We start from the raw sequence: 19,091 nt of genomic DNA, 5'->3' as shown, positions 1-19,091 counted from the left end.
ATTATTGCGCAAACGCTTGTTGCAGTGCATAAACGGCGGCGGCAGGATCCGCTGCTTCCGTTACTGCCCGCACCACAGCCGCGCAACCGACGCCCGTCGCCAGCACGTCGGGCAGCACCTGCAGATCGATCCCGCCGATCGCCACCAGCGGCACCACGCCGTCGAGCAGCCGCACGTAGCGGGCTAGACGCTTGAGGCCCTGCGGCGCGGTCGGCATGACCTTGGTGGTGGTCGGAAACACCGCGCCCAGTGCAATGTAGCTCGGCCGGAAATGCAGCGCTTTCAGAATCTCGTAGAAACCGTGGGTCGACAGCCCGAGCCGAATGCCTCCCGCCGCGAGCGCGGCGAGGTCAGCCGTATGCACGTCTTCCTGACCGAGATGGACGCCGTACGCGCCGGCTTCGAGCGCGGCCAGCCAATGGTCGTTGATGAACACCTGGGCGTCGTGCTGGCGGCCGACGGTCACGCAGCGGGCGATTTCGCGCTTCAGTTCATCGGCGGGTTCGGCCGATTTGCGGCGCAACTGCACGGTCTTCACGCCGAAGCCCACCACGCGTTCGACCCATTCCGCCGTCGGCAGCACCGGATAAAGGCCGAGCCGGTCCGGGCAGCGCGCGAACGCCTGGGCCGGCGCGTCGGGCAAGCCGGCGAGACGCGGGAAATGGCTGAGATCGGCGGGAAAGGCGTCGTCGGCGCGGGTTTCATCGCCGTCGCGCCAGGCCAGCGCGAGCACCAGCGCGTCATGCGGGTCGAAGCCGCAGTCGAGGAAAGCCGCCAGCGCGGCAATCCAGTCTTCCGCCAGATGGCCTTCGAGGCGGTATTTTTCGCCGCCAAGATGCAGCGTCGCTTTGTCTTCAGCGGCTTCGATCACGCCGGCGCCCCGCACCAGCCAGCGCGCCACCTGCTCGCCATGCTGCTGCGCGTCGGCGATGACGATCAGATCGCCGCCGTTCGGTTCGTCCGGCGCGGTCAGGCAGATGCGCCACGGCGCATGCGTCGGCGGCCAGTCGCCCAGCCGGGCGCGGATCCGCTCGGTGGCTTCGGTGAGTTCGTCGGCGGGCGGCCAGAACAGGTCGCGGTCTTTCAATGTCAACGTCTGTGTCATGCGGCGCTCCCGTCTTGATGCCAGAACGGCATGCCGACCACCGGCGTGCTCGCGTGCGCGCTTTCGCGCTCGGCCATCGGCCCCGCCAGAAAAGCCTGGCGGCCCGCTTCGACGCCCAGCGCGAAGGCGCGCGCCATCGCGTCGGGGTGCGTCGCCTGCGAAACCGCCGTGTTCAGCAACACGCCGTCGAAACCCCATTCCATGACCTGCGCAGCATGCGACGGTACGCCGAGGCCGGCGTCGACGATCAGCGGCACGTCCGGCAGCCGCTCACGCAACACGCGCAAGCCATACGGATTGATCACGCCCTTGCCGGTGCCGATCGGCGCGCCCCACGGCATCAGCGCCTCACAACCGGCGTCCAGCAGACGACGGCCGATCACCAGGTCTTCGGTGCAATACGGCAGCACCTTGAAGCCGTCCTTGACCAGTTGCGCGGCCGCTTCGATCAGGCCGACCGGGTCGGGCTGCAGCGTGTAGTCGTCGCCGATCAGTTCGAGCTTGATCCACTCGGTCTCGAAGATTTCGCGCGCCATGTGCGCGGTCGTCACCGCCTCGCCGACCGTCAGGCAGCCGGCCGTGTTCGGCAGGAGCGGCACGCCGTGGCGCTTGAGCAGGTCGAAGAAGCCGGCTTCGGCGCCGCCTTCGTTCATCTGCCGGCGCAACGCGACGGTCACCATGCCGGGCCGCGCCGCGTCGATCGAATCGGACAGCGATTGCAGCGACGGATAGCGCGAAGTGCCGAGCAGCACGCGGCTCGCGAAGGTCTGGCCGTAGAGCGTGAGCGCATCGGCGGTTTGGGGGGAAGTCATTTGCATAATCCTGTTTGTCTCCGGCTATCGGCGTTCCGGCAATGCGTGGCGGGCGCTCAACCGCCGGCCACGGGTTGCACGACATCGAGCTTGTCGCCCGTGCGCAGCGCGCGCGCCGCATGCTGGGTGCGCGCCACGAAGTCGCCGTTCAGCGCGACCGCGAACGGCGGACGCGCGCCGAACGCGGTGAGCGCGTCGGCGACAGTCGCGCCTTCGGGCAGCGACAACGGCTTCTGATTGATATGAATGTCCATGGCGTTCGAATACGTTTCAGTCGATGGCGAAAGCGGCGTGGCGTGGAGCGCTCGTTTGGGTAAAGACCAGTCGCGCAACGCTCATGCCGGCTCCCGCGCGGAGTCCAGTTGAAAAAGCTCGCTCCAGCGCGCATCGCGCTGCCAGTCGGCGAAGGCATCGGCGTCGCCGATGCGGCCGTCGAGCAGCGCCGCGGCGAAGCGCACGGCTTCGTCGGCGACTTCGGGCACGATCATGTAGCCGTGCCGGTACAGGCCGTTCACGCGCAGTGTCTGCGCACCGTCCCACAGCAAGGCCGGACGGTGGTCCGGCAAAGTTGGGCGGCACTGCGAATTCAGTTCGAGAATGCGTGCCTCGCCGAAGCCGGGATGCACGGAAAACGCCGCGCTCAACAGTTCGAGCGCGGAACGCACGCTGACCGGCGACATGTCCTCGCCTTCCACTTCGGTCGCGCCGATCACGTAGAGGTCGTCCTGCTTCGGCGCGATGTAGAGCGGGTAGCGTGGATGCAGCAGCCGCACCGGCCGCGTCAGTTTGATACCGGGCGCATGCACGCGCGCCACTTCGCCGCGAATGCCGCGCAGCGTGGGCAGCACGGGCTTCGCGCCGAGGCCGCGGCAGTCGATCGTGATGCGGGCGGGAGGCAGCGCGCGATCGTCGACGGGCGTATTCCAGTGCGTGTCGACACCACGTTGCGCGAGGCCCGCGGCCAGTGCGCTCAGCACCTGACGGTTATCCAGTTGCCCTTCACGCGGCAACAGCCAGCCCTGATTGAAGCGTCCCGCCAAAGCAGGCTCGGCGGCGCCGAGCTGCGCGCCCGCGAGCGTGACGAAGCCGCCGTCCAGCAACTCAGCCGGGGCATTCGAGCGCACCCGGCGCTCGAACAGCGGTGCTTCGGTACGGTCGGCGTGATGCCAGACGACCAGCGTGCCATTGCGTTGAAAGAACACCGGCTCAGGAAGTTCGGCCAGCACTTGCGGCCAGGTTTCGAGCGAACTCGCGCCTAGGCGCGTGATCAGCAACTCGGCGCTGGCGGCTTCCGCGAGCGGCGCCAGCATGGCCGCGGCGACCCACGCCGCCGATTGCGTACCAGCGGCGTCGCCGCGCTCATAGAGCGCCACGCGACGCCCCTGTCCGGCGAGACGCCACGCCACCAGCCGCCCGCACAGGCCGCCGCCAAGCACCGCGAAATCGGTTTGTGCAGGACGCGTCATCGCGCACACTCCATTTCAGGACGGCAAGCAAAGCTGAAGCACGGCGCGCCGACGGCGGCGTGACGAAGAGCAAAACACATATCTGAAGAATAGGCGGTCATCGAGTCCTTTCCGTACGGCAAAAAAACGCACGTACCCAGGACGAAACCGGCGGGTGAGGCCGGCCGGGCAATGCGCGTTCCAATGACGGACGCTGCCCGGCGGGGAATGGAAGACTGGCTGCTTCCGGAAACTTCCCGCGCCGGTATTACCCGGATCGGGTGCAAAGGGTGTCTCTCAGCCTCGCCGCTGCGCCATGAAAACCATGCCGCCTGTGCGCGAAGCACCCCTGTTTCGTCGAAGGTCATTAGACCATAAAAGGCGCGGCGCCCGCAAACCAGCGGCTGGCCGCGTCGCGCGCAATTTGATCCGGCACCATCTTTCACGTTATCAATACGGTCGAAGGCAGCGCTCTGGCACAATGCCAGCACAGGATGCCGCACGAACGCGGCGCGGGCGGCACGCCGTCCCGCCATGTTCGCAGCGGCACCGGCGCGGGGCCTCGCGGCGCAAATTAATTTTCGCTTAAGGGCTTCACGCCAGAATCTGACGCTCACCCGGGCGTGCGTTCGTCGAGCACGACGCCCGGGCATGTACCGCAAACCCGCCGCAGGGCAGCCCGCAGACGGGCCTGCCCCGATGGGTCAGCCCCGAATGGGCCAGCACTACTTCAGGATGCTCATGACACCGAATACCTCTGCCACCCCCGTGCTGCCGCCGGACGAAAAAGTCTCCGCCTGGAGCCTGATCAAGCCCTACTGGGTTTCCGAAGAACGAAAAACGGCATGGGGCCTGCTCATCGCGATCATCGTGATGAATCTGCTCGTGGTGTGGATCAACGTGCGCCTGAACCGCTGGAGCGCCGACTTCTACAACGCGCTGCAAACCAAGAACGTGCACGACTTCCCGCATCTGCTGATGGTGTTCTCGGGGCTCGCGTTCGGCTTCATCATTCTAGCGGTGTACGGCCGCTACCTGCGCCAGATGCTCGGCTTCCGCTGGCGCCAGTGGCTGACCACGCGCTATCTGAACGAGTGGCTGAAGGACAGCGCGTTCTACCGGATCGAACGCGACCGCCTCGCCGACAACCCCGACCAGCGGATCAGCGACGACCTGCAGTCATTCGCCACCAGCACGCTCTCGCTGACGCTCGACCTGCTGTCCACCGTCGTCACGCTGGTGTCGTTCATCACGATCCTGTGGTCACTCGCCGGCGCTCTGACCATTTCGCTCGGCGGCATGCCGATCGAGATTCCCGGCTACATGGTGTGGGCCGCGGCGCTTTACGCCGTGGTCGGTTCGCTGATCATCCAGAAGGTCGGCCATCCGCTCGTGCCGATCAACTACCAGGCGCAGAAAGTCGAGGCGGATTTCCGTTTCGGCCTGATCCGTCTGCGTGAAAACGCCGAACAGATCGCCTTCTACAACGGCATGGACACCGAGAAGACGAACGCGCACTCGCTGTTCGGCCGCATCCGCGACAACTGGTGGCAGGTGATGAAGTACACCAAGCGGCTCACGTTCGTACTGAGCTTCTATGGTCAGATCGCGATCATCTTCCCGCTGGTGGTCGCCGCGCCGCGCTACTTCGCCGGCGCCTTCACGTTCGGCGTGCTGATGCAGATCTCCAGCGCATTCGGCACCGTCAGCGATTCGTTCTCGTGGTTCATCAACAGTTACGGCACTTTGGTCGAATGGCGCGCCACGGTGAACCGGTTGCGTGAATTCAAGCGCGTCGTGCACGCGCCGCATCTGAAGGAATCGGTCTCGCCGGCTACCGCGCATGGCGGCATCAATCTGCATTTCGTCGATGAGGACAAGCTCACCACCGACGGCCTCAAGCTCGCCCTGCCCAACGGCAACCCGTTGTCGCGCATTCGCGATGTCGCGATTCAGCCGGGCTCGCGCTGGCTGGTGCGCGGCCCGTCGGGCTCGGGCAAGAGCACGCTGATGCGCGCGCTCGCCGGCTTGTGGCCGTTCGGCGACGGCTCGATCGACGCCCCGGTCAACGCGCGCATGATGTTCATCCCGCAGGTGAGCTACATGCCGATCGGCACGCTCAAAGCGGCGCTCGCCTATCCGTCCGCCGTCGACACCTACACGGACGACGAATGCCGCGAGGCGCTCGTCGTGTGCCATCTGTCGGAATACGCGGACCGTCTGCAGGAGTCGGGACACTGGACCCGCATTCTCTCGCCGGGCGAGCAACAGCGCCTCGCCGCCGCGCGCGTGCTGCTGCACAAGCCGGACTATCTGTTCCTCGACGAAGCGACCAGCGCGCTCGACGCGGAAAACGAAGCGCGTCTGTATCGCCTGTTCACGGAGCGGCTGCCGAAGGCGGCGATTGTCAGCGTTGCGCATCGCGAGTCGCTGGCTGCATTCCATGACGAGACGCTCGAAGTCGAGCGCTCGGGCGAAGCGGTCGCGGCATGACCGCCATGAGCCGCGTGAGTGACCTGAACGACGCCGGCAGCGCCGGATTCGAACGCGTCGTGCTGATCACCGGCGCGGGCTCCGGCATCGGCGCCGCTCTCGCCCGGCGCATCGCCGCGCCACGCTCGGCCTTGATGTTGCACGCACGCGGCGCCGATCATGACGCGCGTGAACGGCTCGCGCAAGTCGCCGTCGATTGCAGCGCGAACGGCGCGCGCTGCGCGACGGTGTTTGGCGACCTCGCCGAACGCGGGGCCGCGGAACATGTGGTCCACCAAACGCTGGCGAGCTTCGGCGCACTCGATCAACTCGTCGCCAACGCGGGACACGCGCAGCGCCAAACGCTGAATGCGCTCGATCCCGACGCGCTCGGCGCAGCCTTTGCGGCGATGCCCGCCGCCTTCGCGGCGCTCGTCAAACGCGCGACACCCGCACTGGAAACCTCGAAGCGCGGCCGCGTGATCGCGCTCAGTTCGTTCGTTGCGCACCGCTATCGCGCGGACGCGCCGTTTGCCGCGACCGCCGCCGCGAAAGCAGCGCTCGAGTCGCTGGCGAAAACGGCAGCCGCCGAACTGGCACCGCACGGCGTGACGGTCAATTGCGTGGCGCCCGGCTATACCCGTAAAGATCGCGGGCCGAGTGCCGATAATGCATCGGTGTGGACTCGGGCTGCCGAAGCGACGCCGCTCGGGCATGTCGCCGAACCGGCGGATGTCGCCGCGTTGATCGCGTTCCTGCTCTCTGACGAAGCGCGTCATATCACCGGCCAGGTGATTCATGTAGACGGTGGTCTCACGCTCGGGTGAGTGACGGGCGAACCGCGCCACGCCGACCGTAGGAGCCACACGCGCGGCCACTCAGCCGCAACGCTCGCTCACGCCGCACCGCCTGACCGCTTCACCCAGCCACGCCAGATCGCAGCGGCCACCGCCGCATCCCTTCGCGATCCCAGGCAATACCCCGCAACATCCCGAAACACGCGAGAAGAGTTCGAAAGCATTTGCGAAGCGGGCAAGCTGTTCCGCGCTTTGGAAATGCCCCCCAGCGGCGACGATAGTCGTGCGGGCCGTACCACGTCCTGCCCCACGTCATTCATCGCTACTGGATTCTCCGCCCATGTCATTCGATCGCCGCTCCCATCCTTTGACCCAGCGTCTCGCGCTGGCTCTCGGCGCCGCGCTGCTCGTCACGAGCGCCGCGCACGCAGCCCAGGCGACTCAGGCAAATCTGGCCAACGAGCCGGCCGACGTTTGCCCCGCGCTCAAGCACATCGTCGACGCCGCCGATTTCCGGCAGTTGCAAACCCAAGCCGCCGCGCAACTGCCGGGCACGTCGAGCGCCGACGACTGCCGCGCCAACACGCACGCCTACGATTGCCACTGGCGCGCGCACTGGCAAGCCGACGGCGTCGTCACCGATCCGCTTGAAGAGTTCGGCGCCGATATCGCTGCCTGCTTCCCGAACGTCGTGCACGACGTCAACACACCCACGCGCCAGCATTTCATCGTCACCACTGCCGAGCGGCGCGTCAGCGTCACGGCAAGCGTGCAAGGTCAAAACGAACTGCGCCTGCGCGTCACGCGCTGAAGCTCGATCCAGAGCGCAGCTATCCGCGGTGATTCGCTGTGATTCACCGCATCCACTGACCGCCACCAGGCACCGCCTCATGACCTTCATGCCGAGCATGCGCGCTTATGCTTTCACGCGAGCCTCTCGCGCCGCGTGGGTCACGTTGCGGCGTCCCTGCGCGTGGCTCGCCGTTTCCGCCACACTGGCGGTTGGTCTGAACGGCTGCGCCTGGACGCTGATCCAGGCCGCCGATGCCACCGGCTCCGTGATTCAGGCGGGCTACGCGATCGCAGCGAACTATTCGTCGCCGACCTTCGTCAACGGCCGGCCGAGGTGAGTAACGTCTGCATCGAAGTGAATCAGAACGTGTCGGTCGGCGATTTCGTGCCGGCGCTGCAACTCGCACTCGACCGGCGCGGGATTCGTTCGGACGTCTACAATCCGGGCACCTCGCCCGCCGGGTGTGAGGCGCGCCTTGTCTACAACGCCGCGATCGACTACGGTCGCCGCTCGTTCAGCGACGAAACGATCCAGTATCTGTCGATCATCGACCTGACGCTGATTCAGAACGGCCGCATTCTCGTCACGGCCCGTTATCAGACCGGCGGCCTGAACACCGATCGCTTTTCCTCGGCGTCGACCAAGCTCAACGGCCTGATCGAGCGAATGGTGGTCGATCGAACCGACTTCGCGCGGCAGCCGCTGCAGACCATTCAGACCTCCCAGGCGAACTAGGCACGCGGGCTCTTGCTTTCTCTTACACGGGAAAGGATTCGAAAGCGTTACGCGCTTTGCTCCGCCCGCGCCGTTCTCTAAGATGACCTGAATGAACCAATCCATTCTGGTCGTCGACGACGACCCCGTCGTACGTGAGCTCGTCAGCGGCTATCTGCAAGGGCGCGGCTTCAAGGTGGACACGCTCGAGCATGGCATGGCGCTGCAGCGTCGCTTGCAGGACGAGCGTCCCGCCTTGATCGTGCTCGACATCATGATGCCGGAGCTCGACGGCATCAGCGCGCTGCGCGCCTTGCGCGTGGCCGGCGACGACATTCCCGTGATTCTGCTGACCGCGCGCTCCGATCCGATCGATCGCGTGATCGGCCTCGAACTCGGCGCGGACGACTATCTCGGCAAGCCCTTCGAACCGAGCGAACTGGTCGCGCGGATTCGCACCGTGCTGCGCCGTCGTGGCAGTATTGCGCCGAGCGCGCCGGAGCAGCGCGCGCCGTACCGTTTCGGCCGTTTTGAAGTGAATTTCCCGGCGCGCGAATTACGCCGCGATGGCGAGCGCATCACGCTGCGTTCGAGCGAATTCGCCATGCTGAAGGTATTCGTCAGCCACGCTATGACCGTGCTCACGCGCGCGCAGTTGCTGGAGAAACTGCACGGCAATAGCGAGTTGCATCGGAATCGCAGCCTGGACGTCTCGATCTGGCGTTTGCGCCGGCTGATCGAAGTGGATCCGTCCGAGCCGCGCTATGTGCAAACCGTGTGGGGACGCGGCTACGTATTCGTGCCGGACGGTGAAATCGGCGCGGCCGAACGCAGCGCCTGACGCATGCATGAAGTGCGACGGACATCCCACTTCATGCATCTCTTGCGTTTCAGGTATCCAACGCGTCGTCGCCGGCTCAGAACGTCAGCACGCTCATGAACATTCGCTGCAGCCAACCCATCGTCGTGGAGTCGGACACCATGCCCACGCCCGCCTGTGCGATGCGCGCGTTCGCGACCTTGCTCGACGCCACGTAGTTGCCCGCTTCGATATCCTTAGGATTGACGATGCCCGACAGTCGCAGCCGGTCGCGGTTGCCGCTCATCGCAATCACCTTCTCGCCCGACACCACGAGATTACCGGTCGACATCGTGCCGATCACAGTGACGGCGAGCGTGCCGCTCATGCCGCTGATGTCGGTGATATTGCCCTGCCCTTTGTATTCAGTGCTCGCCGAGCCGATGTTGAACAGGCGCGCGAGCCGCGCGGCGGCATTGGTGGACTGGTCGGCGGCGTCGGCGGTAATGCTGCTCGAACGGCTCGCCGCCGCGGTCGCGCTGTTGTTGCCGCTATACGATTCCGCTAGACGGATCGTCAGCACGTCGCCGATATGCTGGGCGCGCGGCGTTTCGTACAGCAGCAACGGCGTGCCAGCCTGATAGATCGCGCCTTGCGTGTTGACGTTCAGCGGCGCCGAGGCGAGCGGCGGCGCCATCGGCGTATCGACGATCGAGTTTTGCTGGTGGCTCGCGCAAGCCGCAAGGCAAGCCGCCGCGCCCAGCGCGACAGTCAGACGTAGCGCAGTCATGCATGCTCCTTGTTCGAAACGGGCCTGATGGCCATACTCATTGGCCCACTCATTGGCCACACTCGTGCCGCGCATCAACCCGCCTCCGCGCCGCTCGCCTGCCATTGCCGCACGACCGACTTCACCCACGCGTCCGAGCCCTTCAGCAGATAAGTGAGCGTGCCGTTGCGCGTACCCGGCAGAAAGCACAACGTGATCGAACTGACCGCGTTTTCCCAGACATAGGTGGGCATCGCACCGGACGCCGACACGTTCTGTGTCGCGAGACGCGGCGGCCCGTAGCGGTCCGCGAGCGCGTCGCGCAAGTCCTCCGCGGTGATCTCGTCGATCACGAAAGAAATCTCGTACAGATGCAGCGCGCTTTGCCCGTCCACGCGCGCGAAGCGCAGCACGTGCTCTAACGCAGGTGCGCCATCGACCACCGCCTGCGACACCGCCCAGCCGTTGTCCGCGCGATGCGCCCAGCGGCATGCCACTGTCAGACTGTCGTGCGACTTGAGCCGCATGCCGAGCGCGCCCGCCTGCACGTCCGTCTCGCAGACCGGCACGCTGCCGAGCGGCGTCGCCCGCACGCTCGAGCCCGCGCGGAATTCGTCGAGCGTGATGCCGAGCGCGATGCCACGAAACGCGAACGGCGCGTCTTGCGGGCGCCGCCGTGCATCGACGGAAGGCTCTTTCGACGCGGCGCTCGCCGCACTCGCGTCGCGCGCGGGCGGCTGCGCTTCAGCACTCGACGACAGTACGCCGCCCAGCAACGCCAGCGCCCAGGCAATCCGTTTGAGTGTCATGATTCAGTCGATGGCGGATGAACACATGTCGAACGGCGAGGCCGCGGCATGGCCGACGACCGGGATGATTTTCAGCGTGGCCGAAGTCAGCCGGCACGGCAGCGCGGCAACGGCGCAGCCACCCAGGGGCAGCAGCGCCGCGCCGAGCGTCAACCACGCAACGACACGCATGAAGCGGTGAAGAATTCTCGGGGTCGACACATGGGCCTCGGTACGTCAGGCTGTCGTATTGACGTGGTGCCCGACCAGCCCAGCGGGCAGCGACGGCTGCGGCTGGGTGGCGGACTCCCTGGCTTGCCCGGCGGCGCCCGGGTTGTTGGCGGCTGCGGGCCTTTCGGCCGGCGGCATCGGCGCCAAGGAAGAAAAGCGGGTTGAAGTGAGATTGCTTGGAACGGTCATGGTGAGCCTCGCGTGGCGCTAGGTTTCGATTTCACGCCGCTTGCCGTGGGCCCAAGGCGTTAGGCTGTTCTCAGCATGCGGCGCAACGTACTGCACGACGAATCATCTCGCCGACCACGCAGTGCCGATGCACGAAGGAAAGCGCGCTTTCCACCGGTTCTTACGACCTGTTCCTACCCGTTGCGACCTGTTTCGACCGGTTCCAGATGCGCGCAAATTCTTTCTTCGGAGGGATGTTGGCGATGCGAAACGAATTCAGCACCACTGCGCGTGTCGCCAGATATGGCGCCGCTGAAATATGCCGCGAGCCTTGCGTGGCAGGCCTGACAAGCGAGCCGCCGCGAAGCGGCGCGGCATGCCGTAAGCATTGGTAAGAAAACAGTCGGCCGCGCGTCGCGCGCGCCAGTCTAAAATTTCGCCATGAATCCACAGGTCCTCATCGTCGACGACGATCCGGTCGTACGCGATCTACTTTGCAAGTTTCTGCAATCGAACGGCTTCGACGCGTCCGTGCTCCACGACGGCACGCATCTCCAACGCCGGCTCGAACGCGAACGGCCGTCCGTCGTCGTGCTCGACATCATGATGCCGAACACCGACGGCTTGCGCGCGCTCACCGCGCTGCGCGCCGCCGGCGACGACATTCCGGTGATCTTCGTGACGGCGCGCGGCACCGTGGCCGACCGCATCGTCGGGCTCTCGCTCGGCGCAGACGACTACCTGACCAAGCCGTTCGATCCGCGCGAATTGCTGGCCCGCATCCACACGGTGCTGCGCCGGCGCGGGCCGTCCACCACGAGCGCGCCGGAAGCCCGCAAGCCGTATCGCTTTGGGCCGTTCGAACTCGACTTCGCCACGCGTTCGCTGTGCCGCGACAACTCGAAGCTGGCGCTGCGCGACAGTGAGTTCGCGCTCCTGAAGATCTTCGTCAACAATCCGTACAAGGTGCTGTCGCGCGTGCTGATTCACGATCTCGTGCATCGCGACAATCTCGCCTTCCGCGACCGCAGCCTCGACGTGCCGATCTGGCGCCTGCGCCGCGTGATCGAAGACGACCCGTCGAATCCCTGCTACGTGCAGACGGTGCGCGGCAAAGGCTACGTCTTCGTGCCCGACGCCGACGGCACGCCCTTCGCCGACGAGGCCGCCGCAAGCGCATGAAAAACCCGCTGAACACGCTGTTCGGCAGAATGGCGTTACTCTCGGCGGCGGTGTTGTTCGCAATTCAGGCCGGCTGGTTCGTGCTGGTGGTGATGCAGCCGCCGCGTCATGAAATCGACGGCTTCGCGCGCGGCATCCTGCTGGTGCTGCAAGCCATCAACGGCGAGCCGATGAAAGGCGCCGCGCTCGCGCCCGCCATGCGCGTGCATCTCGTGCCCACCTGGAACATGCCGGCGAGCGTGCATCTGCACCAGCCGACCCAGCGTCCGCTGGAAGAACTGAGCCGGCATCTGCGCGAGAACCTGCCGCCCGGCACGCAGATCGCCGTCGACGACCTGCGCCCGCCGCAGTTATGGGTGCTGTTTCCCGGCAAGTCGAACTGGGTCGTGGTGCCGGTCGACGTGCCGCCGCGCCCGCGCTTCCTGATCGAGGCGATCTCGATGCTGCTCGCCGCGCTGATCCTCTCGCTGTTCGCGGTCTGGCAGATGCAGCGGCCGCTCTCGCGCGTCGCCGACGCCGCGCGCGCATTCGGCTCGGGCGGCCGTCCGGAACCCGTGACGGTGCAAGGCCCACGCGAATTGCGCGATCTCATCGGTTCGTTCAACGACATGATGCGGCGCCTGAACGAAGCGGGCGACGACCAGGCCGTGATGCTGGCCGGCGTCGCGCACGATCTGAAGGCGCCGCTCACACGCCTGAAGTTGCGCGCGAGCGTGCTGGTCGCCGAAAGCGAACGTGCCGGTCTGATTCGCGATGTCGACTCGCTCACCAATATCGTCCAGCAGTTTCTCGAATTCGCGGGCCAGTCCGCCGACACCGGGCCGCCGGTCGAAGTCGACGACTTTTTGCAGGAACAGTTCTCCGCCAGCGACAGCACCGAAACGCCGCTCTTCACGCTCGATCTGCGCGCCGGTTCGGCGTTCAAGCTGCCGCGCACGTTGCTGGACCGGCTGGTCACGAACCTCGTCGATAACGCGCTCGAACACGGTGCGCCGCCGGTGGATATCGTCACCGCCCGCACTGACGGCCATTGGGTGATCAGCGTGCGCGACCACGGTCCCGGCATCCCCGACGACCGCATCGCCGCCGCGATGAAGCCGTTCGTCCGGCTCGACGCCGCGCGTGGCGGCGAAGGCCATTGCGGCCTCGGCCTCGCGATCGTCGCTCGGCTCGCGCACGATCGCGGCGGACGGTGTCACGTACGCAATCACGCGCAGGGCGGACTGGAAGTGCGGATCGAATTGCCGGTGGTGCCGGCGTTGACGTAAGAGAGAGTTGGGCGGGCGCTTACGCGCCCTTACTGCATGAACCATCACAGGCGCGGCGGCTTTATAGTCGCCCCCGGCAACCTCGATGCCGCCCTTCTCTGTCCGCCCAGTCACTTGGGGCGGACTTTTTTTTGCCTGCTTTGAGCGCGCGGCGTGGACGGCTCAGACCACCAAGCGGCTGTGCAAAGTGTCGATGGTCGTCTGCGCGACGCCGAGGCCTTGCGTCAGATAGCTCACCATCGTGCCGTAGCTCGCCTGCACCTGGTCGAACCCGGCCTGCAGATAATTTTCCTGAACATTCATCAAAGGCGCTTCGGCCGATGCGACGGCGTCGCCGTCCTGCGCGCGCAACCTGTCGGTTTGCGCCTTGATCGACGGCACCAGATAGACGTTGCTCAGCAGATAGTCCTGCATGATGACGTCGAGCGGAACGTTCGCGATGCTGAGCAGAAGCGCCGCGACCCAGCCAGCGCGGTCCTTGCCCGCGTTGGAGTGAAAGAGTTGCGCGCCGGGTCCGTCGGCGAGCCTCGTCAGCAGCGCACCGTAAGCGGCGCGCTGGGCGGCGCCGGTGACATAGCCGCGCGCCTGCGCCTCCATGAACGCGACGGCGGCACCCGCCGTATCGAAGGGCTGCGCCACGAAGTCCGTGATGCCGAGCACGTTGAGCGTCTGGCTAGTCGCACCGCCCGGCAAGACATCGGCGGTGCGCGCGATTTCACCGGGCGTGCGCAGATCGTAGACCGAGGCAATGCCGAGCCGGTCTATCGTGGCCTGGTCGGTGGCGTTGAGCGTCAATGCGTTCGCGCGATAGAACGCGCCTCGGCGCATCTGCTTGCCGTCGACGGTCGGATAACCCGCGGCCGCTCCCGCCAGATCGCGGAAGTTGTCGACCGACGCAAGGCGCGGCGTGGCCGGCTGATCGGCGTCAAGGTTGCCGCCGCCGCACGCGGACAGCAGCGAACTGCCCATGCCGGAAACCAGCAGCACACTGGCTGAGCGCTTCAGAAAAGTGCGGCGCGAGGCCAGCGGCGCCTCGTCTGAGATCTGGCTTGCCCGCGGGAACGTGCTCGCGGAGCGACGGGATGGCGAGCAGGTTTTTGCGGTAGCGGGCATTCGGCGTGGCTGTCGCGGGCGTGAGTGGATTAGTCGCAGCATCGGCGCTGCGAGCGCAGTTTAACCACGGCAAATAATGTTTGGGTTACACGGTAGTAGTTGGTAAGGAAAAAGATCTTCGCGCGTATCGCCCGAACAGCGTGATCGCCAGCCTGGCTGTGGGTCTGGCCTTTCCTCGGCCTGATTTCTCCGGCATTTCATCTGTTATCGGTTTCTTACCCTTCCCTGCCATTTTTGACCACAACTGGCCCCACGACGCCCCATCCCCGTAGAATACAAACACCCCACATTCACGCCAACGGCAGGCCAACAAGCACTGGAGACCACAACAAAACATGCCTTCTCTCCAATGGTTCACCGAACTGACACAACGAGAACGCCGCACTCTGTACGCCGGCTTCGGCGGTTACGCGGTCGACGCCTTCGACTTCATGATTTACTCCTTCCTCATTCCGACGCTGATCGCGACATGGGGCATGACCAAAAGCGAAGCCGGCATGATCGCCACCAGTTCGCTGATCTCGTCGGCGGTGGGCGGCTGGCTCGCCGGCATTCTCGCTGACCGCTACGGCCGTATCCGCGTGCTGCAGTGGACCATCGCCACCTTCGCGCTCTTCACCTTTCTGTCCGGCTTCACGCATTCGTTCTGGCAGTTGCTCACCACGCGCACGTTGCAAGGCATCGGCTTCGGCGGTGAATGGTCGGTCGTGACGATCATGATGGCCGAGACCATTCGCTCGCCTCAGCATCGCGCGAAAGCCGTGGGCACCGTGCAGAGCAGCTGGTCGTTCGGCTGGGCGGCTGCGGCCATCATTTACTGGGCGTTCTTCGCGCTGCTGCCGGAGCAATACGCATGGCGCGCCTGCTTCTGGATTGGCCTGCTGCCCGCGGCGTGGATCATCTACATTCGCCGCAACGTGAGCGATCCGGATATTTTTCTCGAAACGCGCCGCGCTCGTGAGAGCGGTTTCGACACCTCGCATTTCCTGCAGATCTTCTCGGGCGATCACCTCAAAACCACTTTGCTCGGCAGTGCGCTGTGCACCGGCATGCTCGGCGGCTATTACGCGATCACCACCTGGCTGCCGACCTATCTGAAGACCGTGCGCCATCTGTCGGTGTTCAACACCAGTGGCTATCTGATCGTGCTGATCGTCGGTTCGTTCACCGGGTATATCGTCGGCGCGATTCTGTGCGACAAGATCGGCCGGCGCGCGTCGTTCGTGCTGTTCGCGATCGGCTCTTTCGTACTCGGCATGTTCTACACCATGCTGCCGATCACCGACGGCATGATGCTCGCGCTCGGCTTTCCGCTCGGCATCGTGGTGCAAGGGATTTTCGCGGGCGTGGGCGCTTACCTGTCGGAGCTTTATCCGAACGCGATACGCGGTTCGGGTCAAGGGTTCTGCTACAACCTCGGACGCGGACTCGGCTCGTTCTTTCCGATTCTGGTAGGTACACTGTCGCAAACCATGACGCTGGTGAAGGCGATGGGCATCGTGGCCGGCTCGGGCTATCTGCTCGTGATCGTCGCCGCGTTGTGTCTGCCTGAAACCAAGGGCAAGGTACTCGGCGCGACTCGCACCGCCGCCTGAATCCGCAGTACACACACATGAAAACGATTGTTCTGGGCGGCGGCGTCATCGGCGTCGCCACGGCTTTTTACCTGCGCCAGCAGGGCTGCGAAGTCACCGTGATCGAGCGCGAGCCGGACGTCGCGCTCTCCACCAGTTTCGGCAACGCGGGCGTGATCGCGCCGGGCTATGTGACGCCTTGGGCCGCGCCCGGCATGCCGACGAAGATTCTCAAATACCTGTTCAAACCGGCCTCACCCCTGATCTTCCGCCCGACCTTCGATCCGGCTCAATGGCGCTGGATCGCGCGCTGGCTGCGTGAATGCGACCTCGAACGGTTTCGCGTCAACAAGCAGCGCATGCAGCGCATTGCTTATTACAGCCGCGAGTGTCTGCACGAATTCCGCGGCCGCCATCCGTTCGACTACAGCCGCAGCCAGGGCTACTTGCAGTTGTTCCGCAGGGAGTACGACGTCGAGCTAGCGCAGCCGGCGCTCGCCGTGTTGCGCGATGCGGGCATCGCGCATCGTGAGGTTAGCGCGGCGCAATGCGTCGAGATCGAGCCGGGTTTGCGCTGGGCGCGCCAGGCGCCGCTCTCAGGCCTCTATCTGCCCGACGACGAAGCCGGCGATTGTGCCCGCTTCACCCGCGAACTGCGAGCGATCTGCGAGCGCAACGACGTGCGCTTTCGCTTCGACACACGCGTCACGTCGCTCGATGTGCAAGGCGGTGCGGTGCGCACGGTGGGTATCGAGAGCGAGCGCGGCGCCGAGATGCTGCACGCGGATGCCGTGGTGGTAGCGCTAGGCGTCGATAGCGCGGCGCTGCTTGCGCGGCTCGGCGTGAAGGTGCCGCTTTATCCGGTGAAAGGCTATTCGGCGACGCTGCCCGTCACCGACGAAGAAAAAGCCCCGCGCGCCGCGCTGATGGACGAATCGCTGAAAACGGCGATCACTCGCTTCGGCAACAACCTGCGAGTGGCCGGCACTGCGGAACTCGGTAATCGGCAGACCACCTTGCGCGAACAGGCGCTGCAAACGCTGCTGAAAGTGCTGAGCGACTGGTTCCCGCACGCGGCCAATCCCACGTCAGCGCATTTCTGGGTAGGCCGCCGTCCGATGACACCCGATGGCGCGCCGCTGCTCGGTCCGTCCGGCGTGGAGAAACTGTGGTTGAACCTCGGGCACGGCTCGACGGGCTGGGCGATGTCGATGGGTTCGGGACGCGTTGTCGCGGATCTGATCACGCACCGCAAGCCGGAGATCGATCTCGATGGACTGACCTTGGCGCGGTATCGCAAGCCTCGCGGGTAGGCACGCACATAGCGCCGCGTCGCGCAGACATTAAAAAGCCGGGTCACCCTCTCAGGTGCCCGGCTTCATTTTTTACCGCTCGATGTGCCGCTGACGGCGCACATTGTCGTCTCCACCTCTTCCTGCAAGCAGTAGCCAGTTTCCACGCCACAGTCAGAGCGTGAAAACCCGACGGAGACGTTTACCGCGGCAGTTCCGAATGACCCATCAGGAACGCGTCAACTGAACGCGCGCACTGACGGCCTTCACGAATCGCCCACACCACCAGCGACTGGCCGCGGCGCATGTCGCCCGCGGTGAACACCTTGTCCACCGACGTGTAATACGCCTTGTCGCCTTCGGTCGACGCACGCACGTTGCCGCGATTGTCCTTGTCGACGCCGAACGCTTCGAGCACCGGCGACACCGGCTGCGTGAAACCCATGGCGAGCAGCACCAGATCGGCCTTCATTTCGAATTCGGAGCCCGGCACTTCCTGCATCTTGCCGTCCTTCCATTCGACGCGCGCCGCGATCAGCTTCTCGACCTTGCCGTTCTTGCCTTCGAGGCGCTTGGTCGCGACCGCCCAATCACGCGAGCAGCCTTCGTCATGTGACGACGACGTGCGCAGCTTGATCGGCCAGTACGGCCACACGAGCGGCTTGTTCTCTTCTTCCGGCGGTTGCGGCAGCAGTTCGAACTGCGTGACGCTCTTCGCGCCGTGACGATTCGACGTGCCCACGCAGTCCGAACCCGTATCGCCGCCGCCGATCACGACCACATGCTTGCCCTTCGCGAGCAGCTGGTTCGCGACCTTGTCGCCGGCGTTGACCTTGTTCTGCTGCGGCAGGAATTCCATCGCGTAGTGGATGCCTTCCAGCTCGCGGCCCGGCACCGGCAGATCGCGCGGCGTTTCCGAACCGCCAGCGATCACCACGGCGTCGAATTCTTCCTTCAGCTGATCCGGCGTGATGGTTTCCTTCGCCGTGTTGCCGATGTGCGCCGGCAGCGAATCTGGCTTGCCGATGAACACGCCCGCGCGGAACGTCACGCCTTCGGCTTCCATCTGGCGCATGCGGCGATCGATCAGCCACTTCTCCAGCTTGAAGTCGGGAATGCCATAACGCAGCAAACCACCGATGCGGTCGTTCTTTTCGAACACGGTGACATCGTGCCCCGCGCGCGCGAGTTGCTGCGCGACGGCCAAACCGGCGGGGCCGGAACCGACCACGGCGACCTTCTTGCCGGTCTTGTGCTTCGGCGGCTGCGGCGCAACCCAGCCTTCGGCCCATGCCTTGTCGATGATCGCGTGTTCGATCGACTTGATGCCGACCGGGTCGTCATTGATGCCGAGCGTGCACGCCGCCTCGCACGGCGCCGGGCAGATGCGGCCCGTGAACTCGGGGAAGTTGTTCGTCGAGTGCAGCACTTCGATCGCGTTCTTCCAGTCCTGATGGAACACCAGGTCGTTGAAGTCCGGGATGATGTTGTTCACCGGGCAGCCGTTGTTGCAGAACGGAATGCCGCAGTCCATGCAACGCGCGCCTTGAATCTTCGCTTCGTCGTCGGTCAGTGCGGCGACGAATTCCTTGTAGTGCTTCACACGCGTGAGCGGAGCTTCGTACGCCTCGTGGCGGCGTTCGAACTCGAGAAAACCGGTTGCCTTGCCCATGTGGTTCTCTTCTCTATCTGTATCTAGGGGTGATCTGGACCCGCCGCGTCGCACCGTTGAACGATCGCGCGCGGCGGGTACGGCTAAAGGTGACGTT

At 65.2% G+C, this 19,091-nt stretch carries 17 protein-coding genes, 1 pseudogene and 1 riboswitch; of the genes and pseudogenes, 9 read left to right on the top strand and 9 right to left on the bottom strand.

The window, feature by feature from the left end; genetic code table 11:
- Position 1: 1 nt before the first annotated feature.
- The 4 genes from thiE to P0D80_RS23550 all read right to left on the bottom strand — a co-directional run bounded on the left by thiE (position 2) and on the right by P0D80_RS23550 (position 3,383).
- Positions 2 to 1,105 (bottom strand): thiamine phosphate synthase, encoded by a 1,104-nt coding sequence (thiE, locus tag P0D80_RS23565; RefSeq protein WP_408286935.1) that lies wholly within the window; start codon positions 1,103 to 1,105, stop codon positions 2 to 4.
- Positions 1,102 to 1,917: a thiazole synthase gene (locus P0D80_RS23560; RefSeq protein WP_012434521.1), complete on the bottom strand. Its 816-nt coding sequence runs from the start codon at positions 1,915 to 1,917 to the stop codon at positions 1,102 to 1,104. Before P0D80_RS23560 ends, thiE begins: the two co-directional genes overlap by 4 nt.
- 56 nt (positions 1,918 to 1,973) lie before the next feature.
- Positions 1,974 to 2,171 carry a sulfur carrier protein ThiS gene (gene thiS, locus P0D80_RS23555; protein ID WP_132376735.1) on the bottom strand — a complete coding sequence of 66 codons (198 nt, stop codon included), beginning with the start codon at positions 2,169 to 2,171 and terminating at the stop codon, positions 1,974 to 1,976.
- Between the two features lie 81 nt (positions 2,172 to 2,252).
- The gene (locus tag P0D80_RS23550) at positions 2,253 to 3,383 is read right to left on the bottom strand and encodes an FAD-dependent oxidoreductase (RefSeq protein ID WP_408286934.1); all 1,131 of its coding nucleotides are present in this window, start codon (positions 3,381 to 3,383) and stop codon (positions 2,253 to 2,255) included.
- Positions 3,384 to 3,599: 216 nt separating this feature from the next.
- Positions 3,600 to 3,723: riboswitch (TPP riboswitch) on the bottom strand.
- A gap of 380 nt (positions 3,724 to 4,103) precedes the next feature.
- Between P0D80_RS23550 and P0D80_RS23545 the strand changes: the two genes are divergently transcribed.
- From P0D80_RS23545 to P0D80_RS23525, 5 genes and pseudogenes are all read left to right on the top strand, one after another.
- Positions 4,104 to 5,855 carry an ABC transporter ATP-binding protein/permease gene (locus P0D80_RS23545; protein ID WP_408286932.1) on the top strand — a complete coding sequence of 584 codons (1,752 nt, stop codon included), beginning with the start codon at positions 4,104 to 4,106 and terminating at the stop codon, positions 5,853 to 5,855.
- Positions 5,852 to 6,661, top strand: coding sequence for an SDR family NAD(P)-dependent oxidoreductase (locus P0D80_RS23540; protein ID WP_408286931.1), 810 nt, complete (start codon positions 5,852 to 5,854; stop codon positions 6,659 to 6,661). The genes P0D80_RS23545 and P0D80_RS23540 overlap by 4 nt, the downstream gene beginning before the upstream one ends.
- Positions 6,662 to 6,971: 310 nt before the next feature.
- Positions 6,972 to 7,442 carry a hypothetical protein gene (locus tag P0D80_RS23535; protein WP_408179062.1) on the top strand — a complete coding sequence of 157 codons (471 nt, stop codon included), beginning with the start codon at positions 6,972 to 6,974 and terminating at the stop codon, positions 7,440 to 7,442.
- Positions 7,443 to 7,521: 79 nt separating this feature from the next.
- Positions 7,522 to 8,159 (top strand): annotated as a pseudogene (locus tag P0D80_RS23530) (hypothetical protein).
- Between the two features lie 91 nt (positions 8,160 to 8,250).
- Positions 8,251 to 8,979, top strand: a complete 729-nt coding sequence (locus P0D80_RS23525) for a response regulator (protein ID WP_408179060.1) — start codon at positions 8,251 to 8,253, stop codon at positions 8,977 to 8,979.
- 76 nt (positions 8,980 to 9,055) lie between these two features.
- On the opposite strand, the gene P0D80_RS23520 is transcribed toward P0D80_RS23525, so the two are convergent.
- From P0D80_RS23520 to P0D80_RS23510, 3 genes are all read right to left on the bottom strand, one after another.
- Entirely contained in the window at positions 9,056 to 9,727 is a 672-nt protein-coding gene (locus P0D80_RS23520) for a flagellar basal body L-ring protein FlgH (protein ID WP_408286928.1), read from the bottom strand.
- A gap of 74 nt (positions 9,728 to 9,801) precedes the next feature.
- Positions 9,802 to 10,515 carry a hypothetical protein gene (locus P0D80_RS23515; protein WP_408286927.1) on the bottom strand — a complete coding sequence of 238 codons (714 nt, stop codon included), beginning with the start codon at positions 10,513 to 10,515 and terminating at the stop codon, positions 9,802 to 9,804.
- Between the two features lie 3 nt (positions 10,516 to 10,518).
- Positions 10,519 to 10,686, bottom strand: coding sequence for a DUF6726 family protein (locus tag P0D80_RS23510; RefSeq protein ID WP_308706150.1), 168 nt, complete (start codon positions 10,684 to 10,686; stop codon positions 10,519 to 10,521).
- A gap of 648 nt (positions 10,687 to 11,334) precedes the next feature.
- Here P0D80_RS23510 and P0D80_RS23505 point away from each other — a divergent pair.
- Positions 11,335 to 12,075 (top strand): response regulator, encoded by a 741-nt coding sequence (locus P0D80_RS23505; RefSeq protein WP_132376725.1) that lies wholly within the window; start codon positions 11,335 to 11,337, stop codon positions 12,073 to 12,075.
- Positions 12,072 to 13,343, top strand: coding sequence for an ATP-binding protein (locus P0D80_RS23500; protein ID WP_408179055.1), 1,272 nt, complete (start codon positions 12,072 to 12,074; stop codon positions 13,341 to 13,343). The genes P0D80_RS23505 and P0D80_RS23500 overlap by 4 nt, the downstream gene beginning before the upstream one ends.
- Positions 13,344 to 13,505: 162 nt before the next feature.
- Here the strand turns inward: P0D80_RS23500 and P0D80_RS23495 are convergent, their stop codons facing one another.
- A complete protein-coding gene (locus P0D80_RS23495) occupies positions 13,506 to 14,456 on the bottom strand; it encodes a tyrosine-protein phosphatase (RefSeq protein WP_408286926.1) in 951 nt (316 codons plus the stop codon).
- 335 nt (positions 14,457 to 14,791) lie between these two features.
- On the opposite strand from P0D80_RS23495, the gene P0D80_RS23490 reads away from it, so the two are divergent.
- A complete protein-coding gene (locus P0D80_RS23490) occupies positions 14,792 to 16,051 on the top strand; it encodes an MFS transporter (protein WP_132376722.1) in 1,260 nt (419 codons plus the stop codon).
- A gap of 17 nt (positions 16,052 to 16,068) precedes the next feature.
- Entirely contained in the window at positions 16,069 to 17,343 is a 1,275-nt protein-coding gene (locus P0D80_RS23485; protein ID WP_408179053.1) for a D-amino acid dehydrogenase, read from the top strand.
- A gap of 181 nt (positions 17,344 to 17,524) precedes the next feature.
- Here P0D80_RS23485 and P0D80_RS23480 read toward each other — a convergent pair whose 3' ends face one another.
- Positions 17,525 to 18,994 (bottom strand): glutamate synthase subunit beta, encoded by a 1,470-nt coding sequence (locus tag P0D80_RS23480; RefSeq protein WP_408286924.1) that lies wholly within the window; start codon positions 18,992 to 18,994, stop codon positions 17,525 to 17,527.
- Positions 18,995 to 19,091 lie beyond the last annotated feature (97 nt).

It is taken from the genome of Paraburkholderia sp. RL17-373-BIF-A, from assembly GCF_046030175.1.
Taxonomy (GTDB): Bacteria; Pseudomonadota; Gammaproteobacteria; order Burkholderiales; family Burkholderiaceae; genus Paraburkholderia.
The sequence above is the reverse complement of the archived record's forward strand: the minus strand, read 5'-3'. Positions and strand labels throughout refer to the sequence as shown.

Excerpts from the sequence above, each read along its gene's own strand:
- thiE (WP_408286935.1), bottom strand. The coding sequence starts at position 1,105 with ATGACACAGACGTTGACATTGAAAGACCGCGACCTGTTCTGGCCGCCC.
- P0D80_RS23560 (WP_012434521.1), bottom strand. The coding sequence starts at position 1,917 with ATGACTTCCCCCCAAACCGCCGATGCGCTCACGCTCTACGGCCAGACC.
- thiS (WP_132376735.1), bottom strand. The coding sequence starts at position 2,171 with ATGGACATTCATATCAATCAGAAGCCGTTGTCGCTGCCCGAAGGCGCG.
- P0D80_RS23550 (WP_408286934.1), bottom strand. The coding sequence starts at position 3,383 with ATGACGCGTCCTGCACAAACCGATTTCGCGGTGCTTGGCGGCGGCCTG.
- P0D80_RS23545 (WP_408286932.1), top strand. The coding sequence starts at position 4,104 with ATGACACCGAATACCTCTGCCACCCCCGTGCTGCCGCCGGACGAAAAA.
- P0D80_RS23540 (WP_408286931.1), top strand. The coding sequence starts at position 5,852 with ATGACCGCCATGAGCCGCGTGAGTGACCTGAACGACGCCGGCAGCGCC.
- P0D80_RS23535 (WP_408179062.1), top strand. The coding sequence starts at position 6,972 with ATGTCATTCGATCGCCGCTCCCATCCTTTGACCCAGCGTCTCGCGCTG.
- P0D80_RS23525 (WP_408179060.1), top strand. The coding sequence starts at position 8,251 with ATGAACCAATCCATTCTGGTCGTCGACGACGACCCCGTCGTACGTGAG.
- P0D80_RS23520 (WP_408286928.1), bottom strand. The coding sequence starts at position 9,727 with ATGACTGCGCTACGTCTGACTGTCGCGCTGGGCGCGGCGGCTTGCCTT.
- P0D80_RS23515 (WP_408286927.1), bottom strand. The coding sequence starts at position 10,515 with ATGACACTCAAACGGATTGCCTGGGCGCTGGCGTTGCTGGGCGGCGTA.
- P0D80_RS23510 (WP_308706150.1), bottom strand. The coding sequence starts at position 10,686 with ATGCGTGTCGTTGCGTGGTTGACGCTCGGCGCGGCGCTGCTGCCCCTG.
- P0D80_RS23505 (WP_132376725.1), top strand. The coding sequence starts at position 11,335 with ATGAATCCACAGGTCCTCATCGTCGACGACGATCCGGTCGTACGCGAT.
- P0D80_RS23500 (WP_408179055.1), top strand. The coding sequence starts at position 12,072 with ATGAAAAACCCGCTGAACACGCTGTTCGGCAGAATGGCGTTACTCTCG.
- P0D80_RS23495 (WP_408286926.1), bottom strand. The coding sequence starts at position 14,456 with ATGCCCGCTACCGCAAAAACCTGCTCGCCATCCCGTCGCTCCGCGAGC.
- P0D80_RS23490 (WP_132376722.1), top strand. The coding sequence starts at position 14,792 with ATGCCTTCTCTCCAATGGTTCACCGAACTGACACAACGAGAACGCCGC.
- P0D80_RS23485 (WP_408179053.1), top strand. The coding sequence starts at position 16,069 with ATGAAAACGATTGTTCTGGGCGGCGGCGTCATCGGCGTCGCCACGGCT.
- P0D80_RS23480 (WP_408286924.1), bottom strand. The coding sequence starts at position 18,994 with ATGGGCAAGGCAACCGGTTTTCTCGAGTTCGAACGCCGCCACGAGGCG.